The organism is Brevundimonas aveniformis DSM 17977 (genome assembly GCF_000428765.1).
Lineage (GTDB): Bacteria > Pseudomonadota > Alphaproteobacteria > Caulobacterales > Caulobacteraceae > Brevundimonas > Brevundimonas aveniformis.
This window is the reverse complement of record NZ_AUAO01000003.1, coordinates 157491-182436: the sequence shown is the minus strand read 5'-3', so window position 1 is coordinate 182436 and position 24946 is coordinate 157491. Positions and strand designations below refer to the sequence as shown.

The window sequence follows — 24946 nt, the reverse complement described above, 5'->3', positions numbered from 1 at the left end:
ACGTCGCGTATCCAGCAGTTACGCCTTCGGGCGAGAATGGTAGGCTCGCCGACATGAAGATCTTGTTGTTTGCCTTCACGGTCTGCATGGGCATGGCTGCCCATTCCCTTGCGCACGCCCAAACCGTCGGAGCCACCTTGATCACCTCGCCCGCCCCGCTCTTGCAAGACGATCCTCGACCCCGCGTCTTTGTGGCCGGGTCGATCAATATGGGCGCGACGCCCGACTGGCAGACCGAGTTCGCCGATGCCCTGTCGGATATGGATGTTGTCCTCCTGAATCCGCGCCGGAGCGATTGGGATTCCACCTGGCGCACCGAGGCTGATGAGCCTGAGTTCCGTCGCCAGGTCGAATGGGAGCTCTCCGCCCTCGAAAGCGCGGACGTCATCGTCATGTACCTCGACCCGGCTTCCCAGAGCCCCATCTCGCTACTGGAGTTCGGTCTGTATGCCAGGTCTGGTCGGTTGATCGTGCTGTGTCCGCCGGGGTTCTGGCGAAAGGGCAATATCGATATCACGTCCGAATTCTACGGCGTGGAGCAGGTCGACAGCTTCGACGCGCTGGTCGCGGCGGCGCGGCGCGCCTTGCTCTCGGGTCGCTAGAAGTCCGGCTTGGCAATCATCAACCAATAGATGCCCAGGACCGCCGCAAAGGCCGGCCACCCCAGTGCAAACCAGAGCCGGTAAAGCCGACTATAGGCTGGCGGGAGCTCGCTGCCGTCTGCGACGGCTTGTTCAGCCAAACGCTTGAGCCGGATCTGAATCACCACAACCGGCAGCCAGCACAGGCCTGTCAGCGCGTAGAGGCCATAGGCCACCATCAGCCACGGCTCCATCAGGCTGTAGCCTTGGAGCGAGATCAGCATCAGCCCCGAGATCGGCTGCACGACAACGGCAGTCGCCGTGAAGACATAGTCGGCCAGCACCACAATCCGCGCCACCGCCGCCACTGTCGCCGGATCGCGGCTGGCATGGGCCCGCAGCATGAAGAACGCGATCCCGGCTCCCGTTCCGAACAGCACCGCCCCCGACAGGATGTGCACCAGCTTGACCAGAAAATAGGCCGTCATCGCCGGTCATCCGTGGCCGCGACAAACAGGCATAACACCATCATCGGCAGCACCTTCACCCACGGCCCAAGGGGATCGAGCCACAACTGTGGGGCCCACAGCGTCGCGCCGATCAGATACCCGACCGTCGCCAGGACCATTCCCACCGCCACAGGCCGTGTCCAGGGCCGCACCCAAAGCGCCAACCCCATGACCACGTCGAACCAGCCGCCCCACCAGGCCCCGTGCCAGGCGGCATTGTCACTAAATCCAGCCGTGACCAGATGCTGGCGAGCCGCCTCGAAACCCGGCCCAAGCGTGACCAGTCCGGTCACCAGCCAGAAAACCCCCAGCACGACGATTGCCATCGGGCGAACAAAATACAGGCGGGCCTGCCACCGATCCGCCGTGGTCGATGGCTCAGCACCCAGAACCTCGGCAAACCCTCGCGGCACGATCCCTGTGGCCTGCGTCACGGCTTCTGGCGACGTTCCCGCTGCCCCATAGGCCATCTGACGGACAGACGTAGTTCGAAACGGCGAAGACCAGCCAAGCCAGCCCAACAGGTCCCCCAGTTTGACGGCAGGCCAGGCAACCCAGGCCGGGATCCGTAAGACCGAAGCCGGCTTGAGCCCCAGCCAGCCCCTCAGCCCGACCAGCAGATCGGCCTGGGTCACCAGATCGGGACCGCCGACATCCAGCTTCAGCCGGATCCCTTCCGAACGTCCGGCCAGCGCCAGGGTGACGTCACAGAGGTCCGCCATCGCCAGGGGACGAAAATGCTGCTCCCCTCCCAGCACAGGGATGACACCGGGAAAGGCGGCCAATCCCCGCAACATGGATGTGCCACCATAACTTGCCCGCGCCACTACAAGCGAAGGCCTGAGAATGACCCAGCTCAGGCTCGACGCCTCGACGAGCCGTTCCGCCTCAGCCTTCGAACGACCGTAGGCGGTCCCCGCGGATTCGTCCGCCCCCACGGCTGACAGGTGAATCAATCGGCGGATACCCGCGCCCTCACAGGCCGACATCAGCGCGCGCGGGCCGGCAACATGGGCGACGGCATTGCGCTCCCCGGCCCCATCCTGAAGCACACCGACACAGTTGATGACGGCATCGACGCCGGCCAGCAGAGGCATCCATCCCGCGGCGTCGGTCAGATCGGCAAAATCGGCTTTCACCCAATCCATGGACGGCATCCGCCGTCGGGCCTCCACCGGGTTTCTGGCCCCCGCACGCACGGTCCAGCCCGCGCGCGCAAACGCCTGGGCGAGATGAGAACCGATGAAGCCTGAGGCCCCGAGAATAAGCACGGTTCCTGTCATGCCTGGACCTTGCCGCGATTCCTTGGGCGCGCCACGCCTGCGAAGCCGCCGATCAGGCGTCTTCCAGCATCAGCACCCCGGGCGACGCCTTCAAGGCACCACGCAGGGCCGCATCAAGGCGGTATCGTCCCGGAAGACGGACCTCGACCTCAGCACGCCCCTGCAAGGCGGCCACCAGAGTGACCTCGCCTCCACGCTCGACCGCAGCCGGTTTCAAACGTGCCTTGATCGACTCCATCTGCACCGAGCCGGGTGAGACGAATACGCGAAGCCCCTCAGCCGCATCGACAACGGCCGCGATCGGCTGGGCATCATCGCCGAACCAACGGACCTCGCCATCGGCGGCCTTGGCTCGGACCCTCAGCATCACGCCGGCACCCGGCTCAAGCACGTCACGACAGTTGCGCAGCTGTTCGGGCGGGAACAGAACCTCGAACTCTCCCGTCGGATCCGAAAAGGCGACGAAGGCGAATTTCTCCCCCGTGCGGGCTGAGGCACGCTCCTGACGGCGGCGCACAACGCCGGCCATCATGAAGGCTTCATGGCCGGCCTCGGCCTGGGGCAGAGCCTCCGCAAACAGGGTCACGCGACGCTTGCGCAACACGCTGACCATGTCTTCCAGCGGGTGGCCCGACAAATAGTAGCCGACCGCGGCAAACTCCTCGTCCAGACGGTCCGGCCCGATCCAGTCTTCAATCGGATTGAGCCGGGGCCGCGACGCATCCGCCTGGTCTTCTCCGAACAGGCTGACCTGAGATGAGGCCCGCTCCGCCGCCATCGATTGGGCGTGAGCGACCAGAACATCGGCGCATTCGACGAGCTGGCGCCGGTTGGGGTGGATGGAATCAAAGGCCCCGGCCCGGGCCAGGTTCTCAATGGCCCGCTTGTTGACGGCCTTGGGGTCAATCCGCTCAAGGAAATCAAAGATGTCGGTGAAAGGCCCGCCGTCTTCGCGAACGGCCACCACGGTCTTCATCGCCTCCATACCGACGTTGCGGATCGCACCCAGGGCATAGAGCACCTGGCCATCCTCAACATCGAAATCAGCCATGGAGCGGTTGATGTCCGGGGCCCGCACCGGAACGTCGAAACGCCGGGCGTCCTGATAGAAGACCGCCAGCTTGTCCGTATTAGCCGCATCCAGCGACATCGAGGCTGCGATGAACTCAACCGGGTGGTTGGCCTTGAGATAGCCGGTCTGGAACGAGATCAGGGCGTAGGCGGCCGCGTGCGACTTGTTGAAGCCGTATCCCGCGAACTTGGCGACCAGCTCGAAAATGAAGTCGGCTCGGTCGGGGTCGACGCCCTGGGCCCGGGCGCCGTCCATGAAGCGGACTTTCTGCTTGGCCATTTCTTCGGGCTTTTTCTTGCCCATGGCCCGGCGCAGCAAATCGGCTTCGCCCAGGCTGTAGCCCGACAGGATCTGGGCGATCTGCATCACCTGTTCCTGATAGATGATGACCCCGTAGGTTTCGGTCAGAATCGGGGCCAGGCTCGGGTGCAGAACATCCACCTCCTGCCGGCCGAACTTACGATCCACATAGGTGTCGATCATCTCCATCGGTCCAGGCCGATAGAGTGAGATCAAGGCGATGATCTCTTCTAGGCTCTCACAGCGCATCTTGCGCAGCGTGTCGCGCATGCCCTGGCTTTCCAGCTGGAACACGCCGATCGTCTGGCCCGACGCCATCAGCTCGAAGGTCGCCGGATCTTTCAACGGCAGGTTCAGCAGATCAATGCGCACCCCCCGCTTCTCGAGGTAGCCCAGTGCGCGCTCCAACACGGTCAGGGTCTTGAGCCCGAGGAAGTCGAACTTCACCAGACCCGCCGGCTCGACCCACTTCATGTTGAACTGCGTCGCCGGGATGTCCGAGCGCGGGTCCTTGTAGAGCGGGGTCAGCTCGGTCAGGGCGCGGTCGCCGATGACGATGCCGGCCGCATGGGTCGAGGCATTGCGATACAGCCCTTCCAGGCTCTGCGATGTCTCGATCAGCGCCTCGACGGTCCGGTCCTCGCGCTTGGCCTCCTTGAGGCGCGGTTCCAGTTCCACCGCCTGGGCCAGGGTAACGGGATTGGCCGGATTGTTCGGCACCATCTTGGCTAGGCGGTCGACCTGCCCCAGCGGCATCTGCATCACCCGACCGACATCGCGCAGAACGGCACGCGCCTGAAGCGTGCCGAAGGTGATGATCTGGGCGACCCGATCAACGCCGTACTTTTCCTGCACGTAGGCGATGACCTCGTCGCGACGTTCCTGGCAGAAATCGACGTCGAAGTCGGGCATCGACACCCGCTCCGGATTCAGAAACCGCTCAAACAGCAAACCAAAGCGGAGCGGGTCCAGATCGGTGATCGCCATGGCCCAGGCGACCATCGATCCCGCGCCCGAGCCGCGGCCCGGCCCCACGGGAATGTCGTGGGCCTTGGCCCATTTGATGAAGTCAGAAACGATGAGGAAGTAACCGGCGAACCCCATCGATTGAATCACGCCGATTTCGCGATCCAGGCGTGCCCAGTAGTCCGCCGCCTCGGCGGCCAGCTCCAGACCCTCAAGACGAACCTTCAGGCCTTCGCGCGCCTGGTGTGCCAGTTCCTCAGCCTCGGAGCGGCCTTGGCCGGTATCGAACCGCGGCAGGATGGGATCCCGGGGTTGAACGAGGAAGGCACAGCGGCGCGCAATGTCGACGGTGTTGTCACAGGCCTCCGGCATATCCGCAAAGAGGGCCCGCATATCCGAGGCCGGCTTGAACCAGTGCTCCGGCGTTGTCTTGCGGCGATCTTCCTGCCCCAGAAACGCCCCATCCGCTATGGCGATCAGCGCTTCGTGGGCCTTGGCCATATGCGGCGGGCCGAAATAGACGTCATTGGTCGCCACCAACGGCACATCATGGTCGTAGGCAAAGGACACCAAGCCTGCTTCGGCCAGTCGTTCCTCTGCTAATTCATGCCTTTGCAGCTCGATATAGAACCGATCTTTGAAGATCGATTTCATCTCCGTCAGGGTCTTTCGGGCCTCATCGGCGCGCCCTTGAACGAACAGGGGATCAACCGGACCGTCCGGCCCTCCTGACAACAGGATCAGGCCTTCGGCATGCTCGGCAACCTTCGACCACGGGACTGAGGGCTCCTCGGCGGCATCAATTTCCAGGTAGGCCGCGGACGACAGAACCGACAGATTCGCCCAGCCCACCTCGTCCTGCGCCAACAGCACCACTGTCGACGTCCGGGCCCAACGCTCCGTCCGCTGCCCCCCGATCCCCGTGACCGGCAGGGCGCAGCCGACAATCGGCTGCACGCCCGCTTCCTTGCAAGCCTGCGAAAACTCGAGGGCTCCAAACAGATTGGTCCGGTCGGCAATACCGATCGCCGGCATCTGAGAATCGGCGGCGAGCCGACCCAGCTTGCCCGCCTTGATCGCCCCCTCCAGCAAGGAATAGGCGCTGCGAACCCTGAGATGGACGAAGCCTTCGCTCACGCGCACGGCCTTTCGAGTCTAAAACCACCCTATGGTCGCCGGTGCCGCCGTCCGGCTCAAGCACTTACGGCGTCTGCGCTGTGGACGGTTTCAGCCGGCCATGGCGGCCACGCTCCAGACCATCCAGACAAAGGCCCCAACCGAGGCGAGTGACAGTGTTTCACGAACCGCACGGACCATTGGACGTCTCCTGGAATTTCTGTTCCGCGTTTGTTCTATTCTTGTTTTGTTCCGCTTGCAAGTCGAACGATGAAATCTCTCATCGCCAGGGATCGGACGGTTCGGGCGGGCGCGCTCAACACGCCCTCGTGTCAGAGGATATCGGGAATGGCGCGTCGCGCCGTCATCCGTCGACGGCGGCCCTAGTCCCCGCCGGTCCAGCTGAACGACTGGCCCTCATAGATATGATCGCCGATCGTCAGGGTGCCGCTCAAGACAATGTCATCGCCACCGTCGGCCCTGACCTGATCAAAGGTCGGGCGGATAAAATTCCCTTCAAAGGTCACCAGACCCAGCGTCGGATCCTGGCCCGCAAAGCGCACCACACTGTCCGAGATGCCGTAGCCCGTCGGCACGACGCGAACGATCACTTCGGGCGTCTGTCCGCCCAGTTCGTTGGCGACGGTCGGCGACGACAGGTCATCGAACTGGAACATGACCGGTGCGAAGTTGGTCGCCCCGCGTCCTTGCGCCTGTTCCCATTCATTAAAATCGACGTCACGACCCAGGTGGAAATGGCTGAGCTTCAGATTGTCGATCTGCACGTCGCTGGCCGGCAGATAGTAGCCGAACAGGTCAGCCCCGGCCTGGTGCGCAAAACCCTGAACCGGGGCCATCTCCGCCAAGGGCGCGGGCTCAGGCGGTGCCGGCGGAGCGGGGTCGGTCCCGGCTTCACAGGCCTGCAACAGGCTGGCGGCGGCAAAAACGATCAGGAGGCGGCGCATTTGATCAAGGCTTGGTGGTGGCGGGCACACCGACAGGAGAACCCCGAAACTGTGGATTGTCCATACGGTCCACGGCCATCAGCGTCTCCCACGCTGTCTGCACGGCACCGCGATACCAGGCCGCATCGATCCGCTCCGCGTCGTCGGACGGCTGGTGATAATCGCCGTGGTCATCAACGCTGAAGAAGACAAACGGCACGCCGCGGGCGTGAAAGGCGGCCTGATCGGACAGATTGACCCAGTTGTTGCGGCCCCGCACTGCCGGGTCGTCATAGCCGAAGCGACGCTCGATGCCGGGCTGTTGTGGCAGGCCTTCGATGACCGGGATCAGCGCCGGATACAGCCGTGTGCCGACCACCCACAGAATGCCGTTGTCGCCCCTCGATACCATATCGAGGTTGATGTTGAGCACCACTCGGTCCAACGGCACCGGCGAATCCGCCACAAAGGCCCGCGCGCCCAACAGGCCCGCCTCTTCGCCATCCAGCGCAACAAACATTACCGATTGGCGCGGCGGGTGATCCCTGAGCAGTCGCGCCAACTCGATCAATGCCGCCGTGCCGGAGGCGTTGTCGTCCGCACCGTTGTAGATCTGCCCGTTCTGGATGCCCTCATGGTCATAATGGGCCGTCACCACGATCCACTGATCGGGGTTCACGCTGCCACGCACCACGCCGACAACGTTCTCGCCGGCCGTCCCGCGCGCGGTGAACGGCTTCAGCCAGCCGCTCGCCAGCGGTTCCAGGCCAGCCGCTTCGAAGGCGGCAACCACATAGTCACGCGCCCGATCCCCTCCCGGCTGACCAAAGCCGCGCCCCTCCATCTCATCGGCGGACAAGGCTCGCACATCTGTCATCAACCGCTCGACATTGACCGGAGCCGGCTGCACCTGTTGGGCAACGATCGGTGCGCCGTAGGCGCATCCCGCCAGGGTCAGACCCGCGACAACAATGGCCCAGAGTTTCACGCCGCGATCTCTTCCTGGTCTTCGTCCGGCGCTTCGTCACGCCGGCGCAACTCGATGATGCGAACGCACCAGATCGAAATTTCGTAGAGCAGCACCAGAGGGGCTGCGAGCATCAGTTGGCTGATCGGGTCCGGCGGCGTCACGACGGCAGCCAGAACCACCACGCCGACGATGGCGTAGCGGCGTCCCGAAGCCAGGGTCTTGGAGTTGATGATGCCGGCCATTCCCAGAAGCGTCACCACCACCGGCAGCTGGAAGCTGAGGCCAAACGCCAGGATCAACGCTGTCACAAGCTGCAGATACTCGGCGATCCGGGGCAGCATCTGAACCTGAATGCCCTCGCCCGAAATCTGCTGGCTCAAGGAGAACCACAGCACAAACGGCAGCATCACATAATAGACCAGCGCCGAGCCCATCAGGAACAACACGGGCGAAGCGAACAGGAAGGGCAGGAAGGCCCCCTTCTCTCTCCGATACAGGCCCGGCGCGACGAACCGGTACAGCTGCCAGGCCAGCACCGGAAAACACAGCACCACCGCGCCAAATCCGGCCAGCTTCAGCTTGGCGAAGAAGAACTCCAGCGGAGCCGTGAACACCAGGTTCAGCGGCTCGCCCCCGGTCGGCGGCGCCGCCGTGGCCTGGATGAGGGCCGTCAGCAGCTCCAGTCCATGGCCATGCCCGGACCCCTGGCTGGTGAAGATCGTGTTGGCCACCCGGAACGGATGGAACAGGAACAGCGAGATCGGCTCGGCAAAGGCAAAACAGAGAATGAAGGCGGCGATGAACGCCAGCACGCACACGATCAGGCGTGAGCGTAATTCGGTCAGGTGTTCGAGCAGAGGCGCGCGCGAGGCCTCAATCTCGGTTTCTTCGTCAACGGCCTTCGTCATGCGCCCGCCTTCTTGCGTGGCGCGCGTGGCTTGGACGGCTTGGTCCCCTTGGGTCGCGGCTTGGTCGTCGTCTGAGGCGAGGAATCCGGAAGGCTGGGTTCTGTCATCGGCGGCGTATGGATGACCGCCTCCATCTCTGCGGAGGCCGGCGGGAGCTTTTTCATCTCAGGCGACGAGGCCAGCGGCTTCTTCAGCTCGGCGTCGATGTCCTTGAAGGTATCCACGGCCCCCTTGTCGAAGCCGTCCAATTGCCCGGACCTCAAAGCCTCGACCTCCTTGCGCAGGTCATCCAGTTCGGACTGGCGGGCCATGTCGTCGAAGCTGGCCCGGAACTCGGCCGCCATCTTGCGCGCACGGCCGAGCATCTGCCCGACACGGCGCATCAAAAGCGGCAGATCCTTGGGGCCGACGACGATCAACGCCACCAGGGCGATGACCACCAGTTCGAACCCGCCAATTCCGGGGCCGAGCATCCCTGTGGCTCTCCTTGCCCCGCCCTAGCGGTTGGCGTCTTCGCGCTCGCGCTCAGACTGGGGCAGCGATCCGGCTTGCGGCTCGTCGCGGTTGCTCGCCCCGTCATCGTCGTTCTTGAGGCCGTCGCGGAAGGCACGGATGCCCTTGGCGGCATCACCCATCAGGCCCGACAGCTTGCCGCGGCCACCGAACAGCAGCAGCACAACAACGATAACGATGGCCCAATGCCAGATGCTGAAGCTGCCCACGCGGTCGTCTCCTTAGGTAGCGGCCAGACTCATGGGCCGCGAACGGCCTGACATATAGGCCCTTAGATGGATTCAGCCAACCGATGCCGTCACCAGACTTCGACGCGATCCGCCTCAGCCAGATAGAGCGCCTGGCCGGGCTGGACTTCGAAAGCTGCATACCACGGGTCCTGGTTGCGAACCTCGCGCACGCGCCATGGCCCGGGTGAGTGCACGCCGGTCAGGATAGCGTTCCGCAGCGCCGGGTCGCGGTCCTTGGAGCGCCACACCTGGGCCCACCCCAGATAGAATCTCTGATCCCCGCTGAACCCTTCCAGCTCAGGCGCATCCGCGCCATTCAGCGACAGCAGATAGGCATCGTGCGCTGTGGCCAGACCGGCCACATCGGCGATGTTCTCCCCCAGCGTCAGCTCTCCGTTCAGATGCAGATCGGGGAAGGCCTGATAGGCATTGTACTGCGCCACCAGCGCCTGTCCCGCCGCCTCGAACCGCGCCAGGTCCTGGGGCGTCCACCAATCCCGCAGCCGGCCCAGCTCGTCAAACAACGCGCCGGTTGAATCGAAACTGTGGGTGATCTCATGGCCAATGACCGCACCGATCCCGCCATAGTTGATCGCTGCGTCCGCCGCTTCATCGAAGAACGGGGCCTCAAGGATCGCCGCCGGAAAGATCAGACGGTTCTCCAGGGGGATGTTCAGCGCATTGACGGTCTGCGGCAACATGTACCACTCGTCGTGCGTCACGGCCCGACCCAGCTTGGCCAGGTTGCGTTGATACTCGAACACCCCGGCCCGTTCGGCATTGGCCCAGGCTTGGTCCGGTCGCACCTCCAGACCGCTGTAGTGCCGCCACGTCTCGGGATAGCCGATCGAAACGCTCAGGGTTTCCAGCTTGCGGCGTGCGGCAGCGCGCGTCTGGTCCGACATCCACTCCAGGCCGTCGATCCGTTGCCCGAATGCCGTGATCAGATTCTGAACCAGCCCTTCCATCGCCGTCTTGGAATTCTCGGAGAAATGCCGCTCGACATAGATCTGTCCGACCGCTTCGCCCAGCGCCGCGTTGACGGCATCCACCCCCCGCCGCCAGCGCGGAGGCTGCTCCGGTGTCCCCGACAGTGTCGAGCCGTAGAAGCTGAAATGCTCCTCATCGAAGGCGCGCGGCAGGAAGGGCGATGCCCGATCCAGAGCATGGAATGTCAGATAGCTCTTCCAGGTATCCAGCGACTGTGAGCCCACCAGCGCAGCAATCCCGCTCACGGCCCCCGGTTGCCAGACGACGAACGTTTCCTGTTGTGCCAGGCCGGCCCCCTCGCGCCAGGCCACCCAGTCAATTCCCGGTGCGCGCGCGGTAAAATCGGCCTGGGACCAGTGATTGTTTCCAGCCTTGACGTCATTCGTCTGTTCCGCCGTGGCATGGACCCCGGCAATCGCTGTTTCCAGCGCCAGAATGCGGCTGGCCTTCGCCTCCGGCTCGGCAATGCGCGCCAAGGTCAAGACCTGGACGATGTGCGCGCGATAGTTCTGGCGCATTTCGGCCATTCGGCCGCCGTCCAGGTAGAAGGCCCGGTCCGGCATCCCCAGACCCCCCTGCACAAGATACGGCGAGTTGCGCGTGGGCTCGTCAAAATCCTGGCTGACCCACAGACCGAACAGTCTGTCGGTATAGTAGTTGGTCATGTTCAGCAGATCGACATCGGCCCGCAGCGTCTGACCCAGCGCCCGCGACAGACCCGACACATCGCGGATGCCGGCAATCGCTTCCAACTCGTCGCGCACCGGCGTCAGCCCCGCCTGTTCGATCGCCGTCTCGTTCATGAACGCGGTGTAGAAGTCACCGATCTTGCGTCGTTCACCGTCCGCCCCATTGTCGGCGGCCGCCTCTTCGATGATGACCTTGGTCCGCTCGTCCGCCTGGATGGTCAGGCGGGTGAAGCTGTTGAAGCTCGACCGGTCCGCCGGGATCTCGGTGTTGCGCGCCCAGGTGCCGTTGGCATAGCCGAAGAAGTCGTCGCCGGGTGAAATCGAGCGGTCCATCCCGGCGGTATCGAAGCCGAAGGTTCCGAACACGGGCGTCGTTCGCGTCGCCGCAGCCCCACCAGAGCCGCTGTTCTGGCAAGCCGCCAAGCCCACCAGCGTCACCGCCGGGACCGACATCAGGAAGGTGCGTCGCAGCATAAAGTAGCCTCCTCGTTCGGACAAGGTTATAGCATCCCCTGTGGCAAGAAGCGGGCCTGTCAGAAATTTCTTGCCCCCCGTTCAGACAAGGCTCTCCACCTGCGGTACCCTTGCCCGTCTCGCTTCTCTCTGAAGCACCTTACCTAGGGCTGGCTCTGGAGGAGAGCGCTATGAACTTCCGTCTCATCTGCATGATTGCCGTGATCGTTGTCCTACCGGCGACGGCCAGCGCCCAGTCACGCACTGAGATCGGTGAGGTCGTAACAGGCTACGCATTCTACAACCGCGTTGGTGCCACGCCAGCCGAGCATGACAGCGACCTGACGAGCTGCTTTGCAATCGTTCCAGTAGGCCGGCCTCGAGTTACGAATCCTTCGGGAACCGGCATCGGAGACTCCCTTGTCATGACCTGGGTCTGGGGCGGCGCGGTACAAGGCCTTTTCGCTGTCAGCGGCGAAAATTGCATGATCGCGAGGGGCTGGCGGGTCTACCGCCTTTCCGACGCGGAAGGCGCGGCGACCTATCAACTCTCAGGCACGGAATTCCGCGAACGGGTCGCCCCCTGGCTTGGCAGCGCGACGCCTCCTGGAACCTATTATCGCGGCTTCAACAACGAGGCGGCCCACCCCGCGCGGTACAGCACCGCCTCGAGGCCCGGTGCTCCAAGTCCCAGGCATTTGAGTGTGCGTTTCGCACTGGAGGGCGGCGCGCAGGTCGGAATACCGGGCCCCGTCACGCCAATTCGGACCGATTACGACATGAGACAGCCCGAGCGGACCACAACTGTTCATCGCCCAGGATCCGGCAATGCGGTTGTAGTTCTCATGGTTCGCGGCGGCTCTCGCGGGATCAGTTTCGGCCGGGTTAGCGACGGCCAACACGCAGGCGGTAGGCCCATCGTCTTCGGAATGACGGGTTCTAGTCGGGGCCGCTGGCATGTGGTCGAGGTTCCTGCAGGCCGTTGGCGCATCAACCATACAGGGGTGGTAAATCACTGCCTTGGATCCCCTTCCTTTGAGGTCGGCGAAGGAGAAGTGGTCTACGCAGGCGACTTCGACCTTGCCGGCGCTAACATCGGGCCCCAACTGGACATGACATTCGCCACCTCGGCTTTGGAGGGCCCAGGCCTGGAGGTGATGCGAACAGCGGAATATGAGAATGGGTCCACAGTCGCCTGTGTTGTAGGCGTTGTGCCTTATCCGCTGGAATTCGAGGGGTTTCCCTTCGCCTCGGGATATCGATCGGGCTCAATGGCTCCCGGCCGCGTCAGCGAGTAGGACGGCCGCGAGCCGCCCGCTGCGAGGAAATGTACGGCGCAGCATGGTTCGAATTCCTCGTTCAGGTCCCAGGCTATTCTCTCTGACCGTCCGATAAGCGGCCTGTCAGGAATTTAATGGCCCGCCAGAGGCGTGCAACGTCCGTAGCTCTGATTGAGCCCCTCGACGTACTCGGCAATTGGATTCAGTCCAAGTGCGCTCCGCCGCTCGTCGACGTGCTCGGGGTCTTCCAGGTCAGCCGGGATGACGTAGCGTCCTTCCGAACAGGTCGTTCCTTGCGTGCCGTACCGCTGAAGATGCCCGTCCATGGTCGCCACCCGGTCGTAGAGGCGGGCATACTGGCTCCCGTTGAGATCGGCCGTACCGATGAGGGGTTCCATCCGGGCCAGCACATTGCGCATCAACTCAAGGTCCCCGGAATGCTGCACCACCGAATAGGCCGCTTCAGAGGCGACCCGCCCAAATTGCGACCTCGGGAACCAGCCTTCATGGCTCGCCAGCAGTTCCCGCATCCTCGCTGTATTCGCTTGATCGACAGCCTCAGCGATCGGCCAGGCTTCCACTTCGAGTCGCGCCCGATCCTCGTCCGAGGCCTCTTGGCGCGCCGCGAGGAATCGCTCGCGAACGACCTGGTCCATGGCCCCCATGCCGGCCAGTTCGCGAATGATCGCTTCCCGGCCCATCACCGCTTCCAGCTCGGTACGAGCCGTCGCCGCCGGATCAGCCGGCTGGGCACACACGGGCGTCGCCAAGACCACAGCAAGGGCCGCAACAGCAATCCAGCGCATCGGCGTTCCTCCTGAACACAGCTTCCGGAGCGGTCGCGGCGGAAATGCGGCCTACCCCTCGTCCTCGGTCACGAAGTCTTGCGCGAATTCGGGGGCCTCATCCCCATCCTCGATGGGATCGAGGTCCTCGTCGCCGGCGCGGGCCGGATCCGGTGTCATGAAGTCCGCCGGCAAGGACAGGTCCAGCAGACCCGCCGCCCGCATATCCGCCGCACCCGGCAGGTCCGCCAGATGCGCCAGACCGAAATGCTCCAGAAAATGCTCGGTGGTGCCGTAGGTGACCGGACGTCCCGGTGTGCGTCGGCGCCCGCGCAGCCGCACCATGCCCATCTCCAGCAGCAGATCCAGCGTCCCCTTGGACAGGCTGACCCCCCGCACGCTCTCGATCTCGGCCCGGGTCGTCGGCTGGTGATAGGCGATGATAGCCAGCGTCTCCAGCGCCGCCTTGGACAGTTTGCGCGGCTCATCGCGCTGCTCGGTCATCATGAAGGACAGATCCTGCGCGGTGCGAAACGCCCAGCGATCCGCCACACAGATCAACTCCACCCCGCGCCCGGCATAGCGCGCCCGCAAGCCCGCAATGGCCTGACCGGCATCGGCCCCTTCCGGCAGCCGGCGGGCGATCTCAGTCAATGTGAGTGGTCCCGCCGCCGCGAACAAAAGAGCCTCGACCCGGCGCTCGATCTCGGCCTCATCTGGAGCGAACTTGATCATCCTTCGGACTCCAGAACCAGGGTGTCCCGACGCGATTTGACGAACAATGGGTCGAACGCTTCCAGCTGTCGGGCGCTCAGCCGACCTTCCTTGACCAGTTCCAGGCTCGCCGACAGGGTCGAGGCCAGATAGGAGGCACCGGTCGGCCCTTCCCCGTCCCCCCGCACCCCCGGCGTGATTGCGCTCAGCTCTGTCCAGGCCGACAATCTCGGAAGCTGCTTCAGCATCCAGTCGCGCGCCTCTTCCAGGGCGAAGGCCTCGACCCGCTGCGTCGGACTGTAGTGCCGTTCCGCCTCACGCCGCCGCTGCGACACATAGGCGGCCATCAAATCATAGAGGTTGGCATCCAGGCGGTTGGACGGGATGACCTCGATCGCCTCCGGGTCGCCGCGCCCGAACACGTCCCGCCCCAGCACCGGGCCGCTGGTCAGCGCCTCGACCGCCTTTCGCATTGCCTCCAGCTTCATCAGCCGGAACGCGAGGGCCTGGGCCATGACCTCGGCGTCGATCTCATCGTCCGCCTTCTTTTCCGGCTTGGGCAGCAACAGCCGCGACTTCAGATAGGCCAGCCACGACGCCATCACCAGATAGTCCGCCGCCAGCGCAAAGTTCCGCCGCCGCGCCTCATGCACAAAGGCCAGATACTGTTCCGCCAGGCGCGTGATCGACAGCTTGAGCAAGTCCACCTTCTGGGTCCGCGCCAAAACCAACAGAACGTGTAGCGGCCCCTCGAACCCGTCCAGATCGACGACGAAGGCCTCGCCTTCTTCGATGTTGTCGGCGGCGGAAAAATCGAGATTGGGCTGAAAGGCGTCGGTCATGGGGCCTCGCCCACCGCCGGCCCTGCCCTGGCCTCAAACCGCCCCTTCAGCACCGCCGCAAGCTCAGCCGCAGCCGCAGCCGCGTCGAAAGGCTCCGGTTCAGCCGTGGCACAGGCCAGGGCCGCAGCCGCCCGCTCGGCCGAACGCCCGCTCAGATCAGCCGCCCCTTCGGCCACCGCCCGCATCTCATGCAGGTCGCCATTACAATGCAGGACCACATCACACCCTGCCGTCAGCGCCCGCCGGGCTCGTTCCTGCATTGGCCCCTTCAGGGCCTTCATCGACAGATCATCCGTCATCAACAGGCCGTCGAACCCAAGCCGCTCGCGAATGATCTCGAGGGTATCATGCGAGGTTGTGGCCGGTCGCTCGGCGTCCGCAGCCTTGAACACGACATGGGCCGTCATCGCGGCGGGTAGGTCATTCAGCGCCTTGAACGGCGCAAAGTCCCATGCGTCCAGGCTGACCAGATCCAGCTTCACCTCGGGCAACTCATGGTGGCTGTCGCTCATTGCCCGCCCGTGACCGGGTATGTGCTTGATCACCGGCAGGACGCCGCCGGCCATCAAACCTTGCGCCGCTGCCTTCCCGAGACGCGCCACCGCGCCCGGTTCGCGGGCAAAGGCCCTGTCCCCAATGATGTCGTGGGCACCGTCGACCGGCGTATCCAGAACCGGGGCGCAATCAACATTGACCCCAACAGCCTTCAGATCCGCCGCCATCAACCGATGGCCCAGCTCAACCAGGCGCGCAGCGGCCTCGACATTGCCGCCTACCGCTTCAAGATAGGCCTGCGCCGGCGGATACTTGCGCCAGTGGGGCGGACCCATGCGCTGAACCCGTCCGCCTTCCTGGTCGATCAGGATGGGAGCATCGCGCCCAATCGCTTCACGCAATTCTTGCGTTAATACAGTTATCTGTTCTGAATCTTTCACATTGCGCTTGAACAGAATGAAGCCCCAGGGCCGCGCCTCTCGGAAGAAGGCGCGTTCACCGGCGGACAGCGTGGTCCCTGAAAGCCCGTAGATCGCCGCCGAAACACCCGTCACTGAACGATACAGTCCCGTCCCGACGCCCGCATCGCCCCGCAGAATGCCCGCGCATCCTGGGCGGAGAAGCCGTTCACCGTGGTCCGATAGACCGTGCGACCGCCCGAGGTTGTCACCTGCTGAATGCCGCGCGTCCGCCCCGAGGCAAACTGCGGGAAGGCCGCCGCCACCTCAGCATAGGCGCGCTCGGCCGCCGCCTCGGTCGAGAACGCCCCGATCTGAACGGACGTGCCACCGCCCGTTGCCTGCGGCTGAGGCTGCGGGCGAGCCGGGGCCGGGGCCGGGGCCGGGGTTGGTGTCGGGCGTTGCACCGGCGGCGTTGCCGGCACCTCGGCGCGCGGCTGTGTCGGCGGTGCGACAGGCCCATCGGTCGTCAACGGCGGCGGGCGTTGCCCTGGCGCTTCCGGCGGTGGGGCCAGGTCAACCTGCTCGTCTAGCGGATCGAAGACCTCGATCTGGGCATCGCCCGATGACGGCTGGGCCGCGTCTGGCGCGGCACCGGCGACACCCTCGGCCCCTTCGATGACCGGCGGAGCTTCACCTTCATTGCGCACCCCCGCTCGATAGAACAGGACCACCGCGATGATCAGGACCAGCAGGACGACCGCCGAAATGATCAGCGTCAACGGCAAGGGCGGGCGACCGCCTCCGTGACTGCGAGCATCGAAGCCTGACCGCTCAAACGGCAGATCGTCATCGTTGCGGGGCGTATAGGGGCCGCGCTCAGGATCGGGCCGTTCGTAGGACATCAGCGTCGCCTCGTTATTGTCGCTTCGCCCACGAATCGCAGGCGAACCGAAAGACTCTAGCCCATCCCCGCCGTCATCCGAATCACAACTGGGCTTCATCCACAAGACCGTAGAGCCGTCGATGCTCTTCAAAGGCAAAAAGATCTGTCATCCCGGCGATATAGTCGCACACGGCCCGCGCGCGGCGCTCATCTCCGCCGATCTGCGCCCGTGCCCGCCACTCCTTCGGCATCAGGTCCAATTCGGCCATATAGCTTGCGAACAGATCATCGACCGTCCGCGCCGCACGATCCCGCATGACATTGATCCGGTCGTGCCGATACATCCGCTCGAACAGGAAGGCGCGCAGACGCGCCAGGTCCTGCATCATGCCGTCCGAAAACTGCACCATGGCCCGACCGGCGACGCGCACGTCCTCGGGCGTTTCGATCCCCCCTTCAGCCAATCGCCGCGTCGTCTCAGCCAGGATGTCGCCGATCATCACGCCGATCATGCGTCGGACCGTCTCGATCCCGGTCATCCGCTCGCCAACATCGGGCCAGTCCGCCTGGACCCCCTTCAGGATCGGCCCCACCAGCGGCACCCCCGCCAGTTCCTCCAGGCCGAACAGGCCCGCCTGTAGCCCGTCATCGACATCGTGGTTGTTGTAGGCAATGTCGTCCGCGACCGCCGCCACCTGAGCCTCCATCGACGCAAAGGTTTCCGGCCTCAGGTCCCAGACCTGTTGATACTCCCTCACCGCGCGCCAGGCGGGCTCATCCATGCGATGAGATATCGGCCCATTGTGCTTGATCACCCCTTCCAGCGTCTCCCAGCTCAGGTTCAACCCCTCGAACGCCGGGTATCGATGCTCCAGTCGGGTGACGATCCGAAACGTCTGGACGTTGTGGTCAAAGCCGTTCCACGCCTCCATCAGCCCCTTCAGGCGGTCCTCGCCCGCATGGCCGAACGGTGGATGGCCCAGGTCATGGGCCAGCGCGATGACCTCGGCCAGATCCTGATCCAGTGACAAGGCCGCCGCCAGCGACCGCGCGATCTGAGCCACCTCCAGGCTGTGCGTCAGGCGCGTGCGATAGTGGTCGCCCTCATGGGCGATAAACACCTGGGTCTTGCCCTTCAGACGCCGGAACGGCGTCGAATGGATGATCCGGTCCCGATCCCGGGCAAAGGCTGTACGCGTCGCGCTTGGGGCTTCGGCAAACAGCCGACCCAGGCTGGCCCCCGGATCGGAGGCATAGCTTGCGCGTTCATTCAGAATGGTCATCCGCTGGGCCACCGACGGAAAGCCCTTTCACGCAGGGCCACCAATCCTCATATAGACCTCACGATGAGCCTGAAACCCGTCACCCTCGCTGAAAGCGCCGCTCGCCGCCTGGCCGACCTGTCCAGGGCCGAGGGCAAGCCCCTGATGCTGCGTGTCGCGGTGGACGGCGGCGGCTGTTCCGGCTTCCAGTACCGCCTCGACCTGGTCGAAAGCGCCGAACCTGACGACCACCGCATCGAACACGCCGGCCAGACCGCGCTGGTCGATGACATTTCGATGCCCTTCCTGGCCGGTTCCGAGATCCAGTTCGTCGACGAGCTGCTCGGGGCTCAGTTCAAGATCGTCAATCCGAACGCGGTGGCGAACTGCGGGTGCGGGGTCAGTTTTTCGATCTGACCGGCATTTCCCGGCGCTGGCCAGCCGTTTCGTGTAGGGTCGCGCCGACGCCAACCAGTTCGGCCCTCCGGTCGGCGGACGTCACGAGGACACCGGCATGGCCAAGGGCCAGATGCGCGGCAACAAGGAAATCCGCAAACCCAAGACGGCGACGCCCAAACCGCCGCCCTCACTCAAGACCTCGCCCTTCACCCTGCCGCCCGGCAAGAAGTAGGCGACCCCGTCGCGCCGCCGAAGCCGCCGTCATCGCATGTTGGCACCGTGACGCCTTGAATTGGCTCGGGACTTTTCCCGCGCGAGCACGCTGCGTCCCCGCCTGTGCGACGCCATGAGACACTGGCGCAATGTCCTGCGCGCTCCGCCTCGTCGTCCGATTTAGTGCACTTAGTGCACTTAGTGCACCCGATTCACAGTGCACTATGGCCCGACACATCACGGTCGGAAGTCCACAGCGTCCAGGTCTTGCCCTGTCATCTTGCGCCGTGCAGCCAGCCCGCTCAGTACGTCCGGCCCTCGGCCTTGCGCTCTTCCAGGTGCCCGTCCTTGATGGCGAAGACCCGGTCCATATGCCCGGCCAGCTCCATATTGTGGGTGGCGATCAGGGCCCCGACGCCCGTTTCACGCACAAGATCATGCAGAGCCTGGAAAACCGTCTGGCTGGTGGCTGGATCCAGATTGCCCGTCGGCTCGTCTGCGAGCAGCAGACGCGGCTGATTTGCCAGGGCGCGGGCGATGGCGACGCGCTGCTGCTCGCCGCCCGACAGTTGCCCCGGCTGATGCGTCAGGCGCTCAGCCAGGCCCAGGCGACCCAGCATCTCCGACGCCCGCTCACGCGCCTCGGACTGGCTCTTGCCAGCCATGCGCATCGGCAGGGCGACATTATCGCGCGCGTCGAACTCCGGCATCAGATGGTGGAACTGGTAGATGAAGCCGATCTTGGCCAGGCGAAGGCGCGTGCGGCCCCGCTCGTCCAGCCCGCCGACGTCCTCGCCGTCGATGCGGATTTCGCCTTCATTGGGCCGCTCCAGCAGGCCGGCGGCGTGCAGCAACGAAGACTTCCCCGAGCCCGAAGGCCCGATCAGACCCACGACCTCGCCCGGCATCACCTGCACGTCGACGCCCTTGAGCACCTCCAGCGTCTTGTCGCCGGTGACGTAGGTGCGCCTCAGATTTCTGATGGTCAGCAGCGGCTCACTCATAGCGCAGCGCCTCCACCGGATCGATCCGCGACGCCCGCCACGACGGGATCAGCGCCGCCAGCGCCGACAGCACCAGCGCCGCCCCCGCGATGATGATGATCTCCGGCCATTCGATCCGCGCCGGTATGCCGTCGAGGAAATAGATTTCCGGCGGGAACAGCGAACGTCCGATCAGGCTCTCGATGAAGGACTGGATCGGTCGGATAAACAGGCAGAACAACACCCCCAGGCCAAAGCCGATCAAGGTCCCCGCAGCTCCAATTGAAAAGCCCGCTGCCAGGAAAATTCTCAGGATCGACCCCTGCCCCGCCCCCATCGTGCGCATGATGGCGATGTCGCGGGTCTTGTTTTTCACCAGCATGACGATGCCCGAAATGATGTTCAGCGCCGCCACTAGCACAATCAGCATCAGGATCAGCCGCATCACCGTCCGCTCGACGGCCAGCGCCCCGCGCATGGTCGCGTTCTGCGTCGTCCAGTCCAGAACCATCGCCGACGGTCCCAGCAGCTCACGCAGTCGCTCGGTCGTCTCCGGCGCGCGTTCGGGCCGCTCGATCATCACCTGGATCATGTCCCACATGCCCTCGCGGGCGAAGAACAGCTCGGCCTGGTCAATGGGCATGTAGATCATCACCTGGTCGAAGGTGGCCACGCCGGTCGTGACGATGGCACCGACGACATAGCTCTTCTCCAGCGGGGCCGCGCCGAAGGCCGAGCCACCGCCATCCTGAGACAACAGCGTCAGGGTATCGCCCGGTCCGACGCCGAGGCGCTGAGCCATGGCCTCACCGATCACGATGGTGTCGCCGCCGTAGTCGCCCTGACCAAACCCGGCCAGCGACCCAACACGAACACCGTCCCGACCGATGGTCGACGCCCGCAGATCGTCGGGCCGAACACCCCGCACCAGCCCGCCGGCCGACGCGCCACCCGGCCCGGTCACGAACGTCTCGGCCTGGATCAGGGGCGTGGCCTCGACCACTTCGGGAAGACTACGAACGCGCTGGAGCGTCTGCTGGCGCTCGGCACCCGTCAGGGTGTTCCCCTGAACATAGACATGGCCGTCGACGGCCAGCAGCCGGTTGATCAACTCAGACGTAAAGCCGTTCATCACCGACATGACGATGACCAGCACCATCACGCCCAGCATGATCCCCAGGAAGGAGATGATCGCGATCAGCGCCACCCCGCCGTCCTTGCGTCGCGCCCTGAGATAGCGCCACGCCAGCCCCAGTTCCCACGCAGAGAAAGGCCCGGCTGGCCTGACGTCGTCGCTCATCCGGCAATCCTTTGCAGCGCCTCGGCCAACGGCACGCTGACCTTCTCGCCGGTCGCCCGTCGCTTCAGCTCGACCACACCGTCCGCCAGTCCCTTGGGCCCAATGGTCAGCTGCCAGGGCACACCGATCAGGTCGGCGGTGGCGAACTTGCCGCCGGGCCGCTCGTCGGTATCGTCGTACAGGACGTCCTTGCCCGCGGCTTCCAGCGCCGCCACGGCCTCTTCACAGGCCGCCGACACAGCGTCATCCTTGGCCCGCAGATTGATCACCACAACGTCGAAGGGGGCCACCGCGTCCGGCCAGATGATGCCGCCCTCGTCGTGGCTGGCCTCGATAATCGCGCCCAGCAGGCGACTGACTCCGACGCCATAGCTGCCGCCGTGGATCTCGGTATCGACCCCATCCGGCCCGGCGACCTTGGCCTTCATCGGGGCCGAGTACTTGGTCCCGAAATAGAAGATGTGACCGACCTCGATACCCCGAGCCGTCAGGCGATCCGCCTCCGGCGTCCGGCTCTCGAAATCGGCGGCATCGTGCATCTCCTCGGTCGCGGCGTACATCGAGGTCCGCTCATCGACGATGCCTTGCAGGTCGTCCCAGTCGACGTCGCCGCCGGGTGCCAGCATTTCGACCAGGTTGCGATCGCAAAACACCTGGCTCTCACCGGTGTCGGCCAGAATGATGAACTCGTGGCTCAGATCGCCGCCGATCGGCCCCGGATCGGCCTTCATCGGCACGGCCTTCAGGCCCATCCGCGCGAAGGTGTTCAGATAAGCCACGAACATCCGGTTATAGGCCTTGCGCGCCGACGCCTCATCGAGGTCGAACGAATAGGCGTCCTTCATCAGGAACTCGCGCCCGCGCATCACGCCGAAGCGCGGCCGCCGCTCATCGCGGAACTTCCACTGGATGTTGTAGAGATTCAGCGGCAGCGCCTTGTAGCTCTTCACATAAGCGCGGAAGATTTCGGTCACGACCTCTTCCGCTGTGGGGCCGTACAACAGGTCCCGCTCGTGCCGGTCCTTGATACGCAGCATCTCGTCGCCGTAGTCGTCGTACCGCCCGCTCTCGCGCCACAGGTCCGCCAGTTGCAGCGTCGGCATCAGGATTTCGATGGCTCCGGCGCGATTCATTTCCTCGCGCACGATCTGCTCGACCTTCTTGAGCACTCTCAGGCCGAGCGGCAGCCAGGCGTAAATGCCCGCCGCCTCTTGGCGGATCAGGCCGGCGCGCAGCATCAGCTGATGTGAAACAATCTGGGCGTCCGAAGGCGCCTCTTTCAGGGTCGGCAGGAAGTAGCGCGACAGGCGCATCGAACAGATCCAGGCAATCTAGATAGGGAGGAACGCTGGTTTAGCCTTGCGCGGCCCCGCTTCGCAACGGAGCCGATCGAAATCCTATTCGCAACGCTGCATCGGCATGGCGTCTGCTGCCGGCATTTCCACGCCGTCATAGACGCCCCCCACAAGGGTCAGGTTCTCGCCCTGGGCAGCGAACGTCTCTTCCATGCGACCATTGCCCGTCGAATAATCAACCCGCAGCGACTGGCCGTCATAGAAGACCGAGTTGATCGGATAGGTCTGGCCATCGGCAAAGACCTGGATCTCATGCTCAGCAAAGCGGACGTAGGGCCGCTGGCAGTCCGCCGCCCAGGTGCCGATGAACTGCTCGGGGGTCCCTTCCGAGAAGGCCGCCTCCTCTTCGTTCGTGCCGCTGGTCAGTTCGCGCACACGATCACAGCCGACGAGGGCCACGAGGCTCACCATGGCCAGCACGGTCATTCGCTTCATCTGAGTGTCTCCTGGGTCAGGTGCGGGTCGAGGGTATATCCGGCAAGGGAATCAGTTGGAACTGGATCACCAGAACCAGGATCAGCCAGACGATGGCCGCCACCCAGGTCGTGGTGATGAACTTCTTTTTGAGGTTGGTCTGGGCCGGCGCACCCCAATCGCTGCCGTCGGTCGGCCGTTCCTGTGCACCCTGGTTCATCCCCAGCGGCAGGATCGTGAACAGAACCAACCACCAGATGATGATGTAGATGGCAAACAGGGTGATGGGACCGACAAACACGGCCTACTCCGAACAGCGAAGAGACAGAACGACGAGCGCCCGGCGTCGGGGCCAACCTCCCTCTGTATTGGGCTGAAACTGTGGCCGGATCAATGATCCGGCGTTTCCATCAACTCGATGAGCACGCCCCCCATATCCTTGGGGTGTAGAAAGATGATCGGCGTGCCGTGCGCGCCGATGCGCGGCTCGCCCGTCCCCAGGATGGTCGCGCCCCTGGCTCTCATCTCATCGCGCGCCGCAACGATGTCCTCTACCTCGAAGCAGATGTGATGCTGCCCCCCCTTGGGATTCTTGGCCAGAAATCCATGGATCGGGCTGTCCTCGCCCAGCGGCTCGATCAGCTCGATCTGGCTGTTCGGCAGATTGACGAAACAGACCCTGACCCCCTGCGCCGGCAGGTCGAAAGGCGTTTCAATCGAACTGACCCCCAGCATATCGCGGTACAGTTTGATGCTGTTCTCGATGGACGGCGTGGCGACGCCGACATGGTTCAACCGTCCGATAGTCACTTGGGTCCGCTCCCGCCCTGTTGCCGTTGTCCGATCGCGACACCGATCTGGCGCTGCTGGAACGGTGTCAGATAGCGGATCCAGCCTTCGGCGCTGACAGCAATATTCATGACCGGCTGACCGGGCACGGAGCGGAACGAGGAATCTGTTCCCACCACGGAATACCGCCCTCCCGACGACCGAACCATGAAGGGCGAGCCGGAATCACCGCGCGTCGTATCGCACTCATGGGCAAAGGTGTTCTCGCCCCCCTGAACCGCGATGATGTGACATTCGAGGTTTCCCGACAGGTGGGTGCCCGTATCCCACGAAAACCCAGCCTGATAGAGGTTGGCCGTCAGCGCGCGCGCAGGTCCCATGCCGGTCAGATCGACAACCTGCAGGAAGCCGATCTCATTGCCCAGCGGTCGGTCCAGACGCAGCAGGGCCCAGTCCAGCCCGTCAATCTGGTTGGTGGTGTTGAACCGCCGAAAGTCGAAATTCGGATCAATGAAATAGTGGGTGATCCTGGCGCGCTCACCGCTGTTGGCAATGAACTCTCCAGCAGCATTGGTCTGGCCGTTCTCTCCGTGGATGCAGTGGGCGGCGGTGATCAGGACGTCCGCCCCGATCAGGGTCGCCGTACACGATCCGCCGGCCGTCATCGAAATCTGACCCACCATGGTCCAGGGGTACTGATCGACCGGCACAAAGATCCGGTCGTCACGACCGAAGAAGTGATCGTTGATCGTCATCGGGCGCTCGGCCCCGATACAGTCACGACGATCCGTTCGCGCCTGACAGCTGCCGTTGCCCGCTCCCGGCTCCTCGCACACATTGTTGAAGGCGGTATCGCAGCTGTCATTGCGGAACCGCAGCTGGGCGACCGGACCACAATCGGTCCTGTCGGAACCGTTGATGCAGGCCCCGGTGCCGATGCCGGGCTCGTCACATTCGCCGTCATTGGCCCACTGGCAGGCGTCCTGCTCACCGTTCCTCAGATACTGGCAATCGGTCCGGTCTGTGCCCAGTCGACAGGCCCCGGTTCCAATGTCGGGGTCGTCACATTCATTGTCATTGGCCCAACGGCACGAATCGTCGCCACTGCCCCGGCCTTGTGGCGTCGGCGGATCACCCGGCTTGAGCTCCTGTTTGATCCACGGGCTGAACCCCGCCGTTAGCCCGGCATCGTCCATTAATCCAACGCAAAGAACGGCGGCTACAGCGGTCGCGATCCAGGCTTTCACGGTCATCCCCCCTCAGCCAGCGCCAGTGATTTCAACTGTTCTGACCCAAGGCAATCTAGG

At 64.2% G+C, this 24946-nt stretch carries 25 protein-coding genes; 3 read left to right on the top strand and 22 right to left on the bottom strand.

Features of this window, described 5'->3' with window-relative positions:
- Positions 1–53 precede the first annotated feature (53 nt).
- Positions 54–602: a nucleoside 2-deoxyribosyltransferase domain-containing protein gene (locus G391_RS14455; protein WP_035304218.1), complete on the top strand. Its 549-nt coding sequence runs from the start codon at positions 54–56 to the stop codon at positions 600–602.
- On the opposite strand, the gene G391_RS0109365 is transcribed toward G391_RS14455, so the two are convergent.
- From G391_RS0109365 to G391_RS0109320, 9 genes are all read right to left on the bottom strand, one after another.
- Positions 599–1069 (bottom strand): DUF2269 family protein, encoded by a 471-nt coding sequence (locus G391_RS0109365; protein WP_029087285.1) that lies wholly within the window; start codon positions 1067–1069, stop codon positions 599–601. The genes G391_RS14455 and G391_RS0109365 overlap by 4 nt on opposite strands.
- Positions 1066–2373, bottom strand: coding sequence for an SDR family oxidoreductase (locus G391_RS0109360; RefSeq protein ID WP_029087284.1), 1308 nt, complete (start codon positions 2371–2373; stop codon positions 1066–1068). The genes G391_RS0109365 and G391_RS0109360 overlap by 4 nt, the downstream gene beginning before the upstream one ends.
- A 52-nt stretch (positions 2374–2425) precedes the next feature.
- The gene (gene dnaE / locus G391_RS0109355) at positions 2426–5848 is read right to left on the bottom strand and encodes a DNA polymerase III subunit alpha (protein ID WP_029087283.1); all 3423 of its coding nucleotides are present in this window, start codon (positions 5846–5848) and stop codon (positions 2426–2428) included.
- 362 nt (positions 5849–6210) lie between these two features.
- Positions 6211–6792 (bottom strand): hypothetical protein, encoded by a 582-nt coding sequence (locus tag G391_RS0109345; protein ID WP_029087282.1) that lies wholly within the window; start codon positions 6790–6792, stop codon positions 6211–6213.
- A 4-nt stretch (positions 6793–6796) separates the two neighbouring features.
- Positions 6797–7759: a M28 family peptidase gene (locus G391_RS14450; protein ID WP_051257275.1), complete on the bottom strand. Its 963-nt coding sequence runs from the start codon at positions 7757–7759 to the stop codon at positions 6797–6799.
- Positions 7756–8649, bottom strand: coding sequence for a twin-arginine translocase subunit TatC (gene tatC, locus G391_RS0109335; RefSeq protein WP_029087281.1), 894 nt, complete (start codon positions 8647–8649; stop codon positions 7756–7758). Before tatC ends, G391_RS14450 begins: the two co-directional genes overlap by 4 nt.
- Positions 8646–9122 carry a Sec-independent protein translocase protein TatB gene (tatB, locus tag G391_RS15225; protein ID WP_051257274.1) on the bottom strand — a complete coding sequence of 159 codons (477 nt, stop codon included), beginning with the start codon at positions 9120–9122 and terminating at the stop codon, positions 8646–8648. Before tatB ends, tatC begins: the two co-directional genes overlap by 4 nt.
- Before the next feature lie 24 nt (positions 9123–9146).
- Complete coding sequence (locus tag G391_RS0109325; protein ID WP_029087280.1) at positions 9147–9371, bottom strand: twin-arginine translocase TatA/TatE family subunit; 225 nt, start codon at positions 9369–9371, stop codon at positions 9147–9149.
- A gap of 89 nt (positions 9372–9460) precedes the next feature.
- The gene (locus G391_RS0109320; RefSeq protein ID WP_156893915.1) at positions 9461–11545 is read right to left on the bottom strand and encodes a M13 family metallopeptidase; all 2085 of its coding nucleotides are present in this window, start codon (positions 11543–11545) and stop codon (positions 9461–9463) included.
- A gap of 170 nt (positions 11546–11715) precedes the next feature.
- On the opposite strand from G391_RS0109320, the gene G391_RS0109315 reads away from it, so the two are divergent.
- Positions 11716–12822, top strand: coding sequence for a hypothetical protein (locus tag G391_RS0109315; protein ID WP_029087278.1), 1107 nt, complete (start codon positions 11716–11718; stop codon positions 12820–12822).
- A 113-nt stretch (positions 12823–12935) separates the two neighbouring features.
- Here the strand turns inward: G391_RS0109315 and G391_RS15220 are convergent, their stop codons facing one another.
- The 6 genes from G391_RS15220 to G391_RS0109285 all read right to left on the bottom strand — a co-directional run bounded on the left by G391_RS15220 (position 12936) and on the right by G391_RS0109285 (position 18207).
- Positions 12936–13610, bottom strand: coding sequence for a DUF6624 domain-containing protein (locus tag G391_RS15220; protein ID WP_051257273.1), 675 nt, complete (start codon positions 13608–13610; stop codon positions 12936–12938).
- Positions 13611–13661: 51 nt separating this feature from the next.
- Positions 13662–14324, bottom strand: coding sequence for an SMC-Scp complex subunit ScpB (gene scpB / locus G391_RS0109305; RefSeq protein ID WP_029087277.1), 663 nt, complete (start codon positions 14322–14324; stop codon positions 13662–13664).
- Complete coding sequence (locus tag G391_RS0109300; RefSeq protein ID WP_029087276.1) at positions 14321–15145, bottom strand: segregation and condensation protein A; 825 nt, start codon at positions 15143–15145, stop codon at positions 14321–14323. The genes scpB and G391_RS0109300 overlap by 4 nt, the downstream gene beginning before the upstream one ends.
- Positions 15142–16194, bottom strand: a complete 1053-nt coding sequence (gene nagZ, locus G391_RS14435) for a beta-N-acetylhexosaminidase (RefSeq protein WP_035304215.1) — start codon at positions 16192–16194, stop codon at positions 15142–15144. Before nagZ ends, G391_RS0109300 begins: the two co-directional genes overlap by 4 nt.
- Positions 16191–16943 carry an SPOR domain-containing protein gene (locus G391_RS0109290; protein ID WP_029087275.1) on the bottom strand — a complete coding sequence of 251 codons (753 nt, stop codon included), beginning with the start codon at positions 16941–16943 and terminating at the stop codon, positions 16191–16193. Before G391_RS0109290 ends, nagZ begins: the two co-directional genes overlap by 4 nt.
- 82 nt (positions 16944–17025) lie before the next feature.
- The gene (locus tag G391_RS0109285) at positions 17026–18207 is read right to left on the bottom strand and encodes a deoxyguanosinetriphosphate triphosphohydrolase (protein WP_035304351.1); all 1182 of its coding nucleotides are present in this window, start codon (positions 18205–18207) and stop codon (positions 17026–17028) included.
- Positions 18208–18270: 63 nt separating this feature from the next.
- On the opposite strand from G391_RS0109285, the gene G391_RS0109280 reads away from it, so the two are divergent.
- A complete protein-coding gene (locus G391_RS0109280; RefSeq protein WP_029087273.1) occupies positions 18271–18603 on the top strand; it encodes a HesB/IscA family protein in 333 nt (110 codons plus the stop codon).
- A gap of 497 nt (positions 18604–19100) precedes the next feature.
- On the opposite strand, the gene G391_RS0109270 is transcribed toward G391_RS0109280, so the two are convergent.
- From G391_RS0109270 to G391_RS14430, 7 genes are all read right to left on the bottom strand, one after another.
- Positions 19101–19802, bottom strand: coding sequence for an ABC transporter ATP-binding protein (locus G391_RS0109270; RefSeq protein ID WP_029087272.1), 702 nt, complete (start codon positions 19800–19802; stop codon positions 19101–19103).
- On the bottom strand, positions 19795–21081 hold the full coding sequence (locus G391_RS0109265) for a lipoprotein-releasing ABC transporter permease subunit (RefSeq protein WP_029087271.1): 1287 nt from the start codon (positions 21079–21081) through the stop codon (positions 19795–19797). Before G391_RS0109265 ends, G391_RS0109270 begins: the two co-directional genes overlap by 8 nt.
- A complete protein-coding gene (proS, locus tag G391_RS0109260; protein WP_029087270.1) occupies positions 21078–22394 on the bottom strand; it encodes a proline--tRNA ligase in 1317 nt (438 codons plus the stop codon). The genes G391_RS0109265 and proS overlap by 4 nt, the downstream gene beginning before the upstream one ends.
- Before the next feature lie 84 nt (positions 22395–22478).
- Complete coding sequence (locus G391_RS0109255) at positions 22479–22871, bottom strand: hypothetical protein (protein WP_029087269.1); 393 nt, start codon at positions 22869–22871, stop codon at positions 22479–22481.
- A gap of 16 nt (positions 22872–22887) precedes the next feature.
- The gene (locus tag G391_RS0109250) at positions 22888–23151 is read right to left on the bottom strand and encodes a DUF1467 family protein (protein ID WP_029087268.1); all 264 of its coding nucleotides are present in this window, start codon (positions 23149–23151) and stop codon (positions 22888–22890) included.
- 89 nt (positions 23152–23240) lie between these two features.
- Entirely contained in the window at positions 23241–23660 is a 420-nt protein-coding gene (gene mce, locus G391_RS0109245) for a methylmalonyl-CoA epimerase (protein WP_029087267.1), read from the bottom strand.
- Positions 23657–24892, bottom strand: a complete 1236-nt coding sequence (locus tag G391_RS14430) for a trypsin-like serine peptidase (protein ID WP_084169207.1) — start codon at positions 24890–24892, stop codon at positions 23657–23659. Before G391_RS14430 ends, mce begins: the two co-directional genes overlap by 4 nt.
- Positions 24893–24946 lie beyond the last annotated feature (54 nt).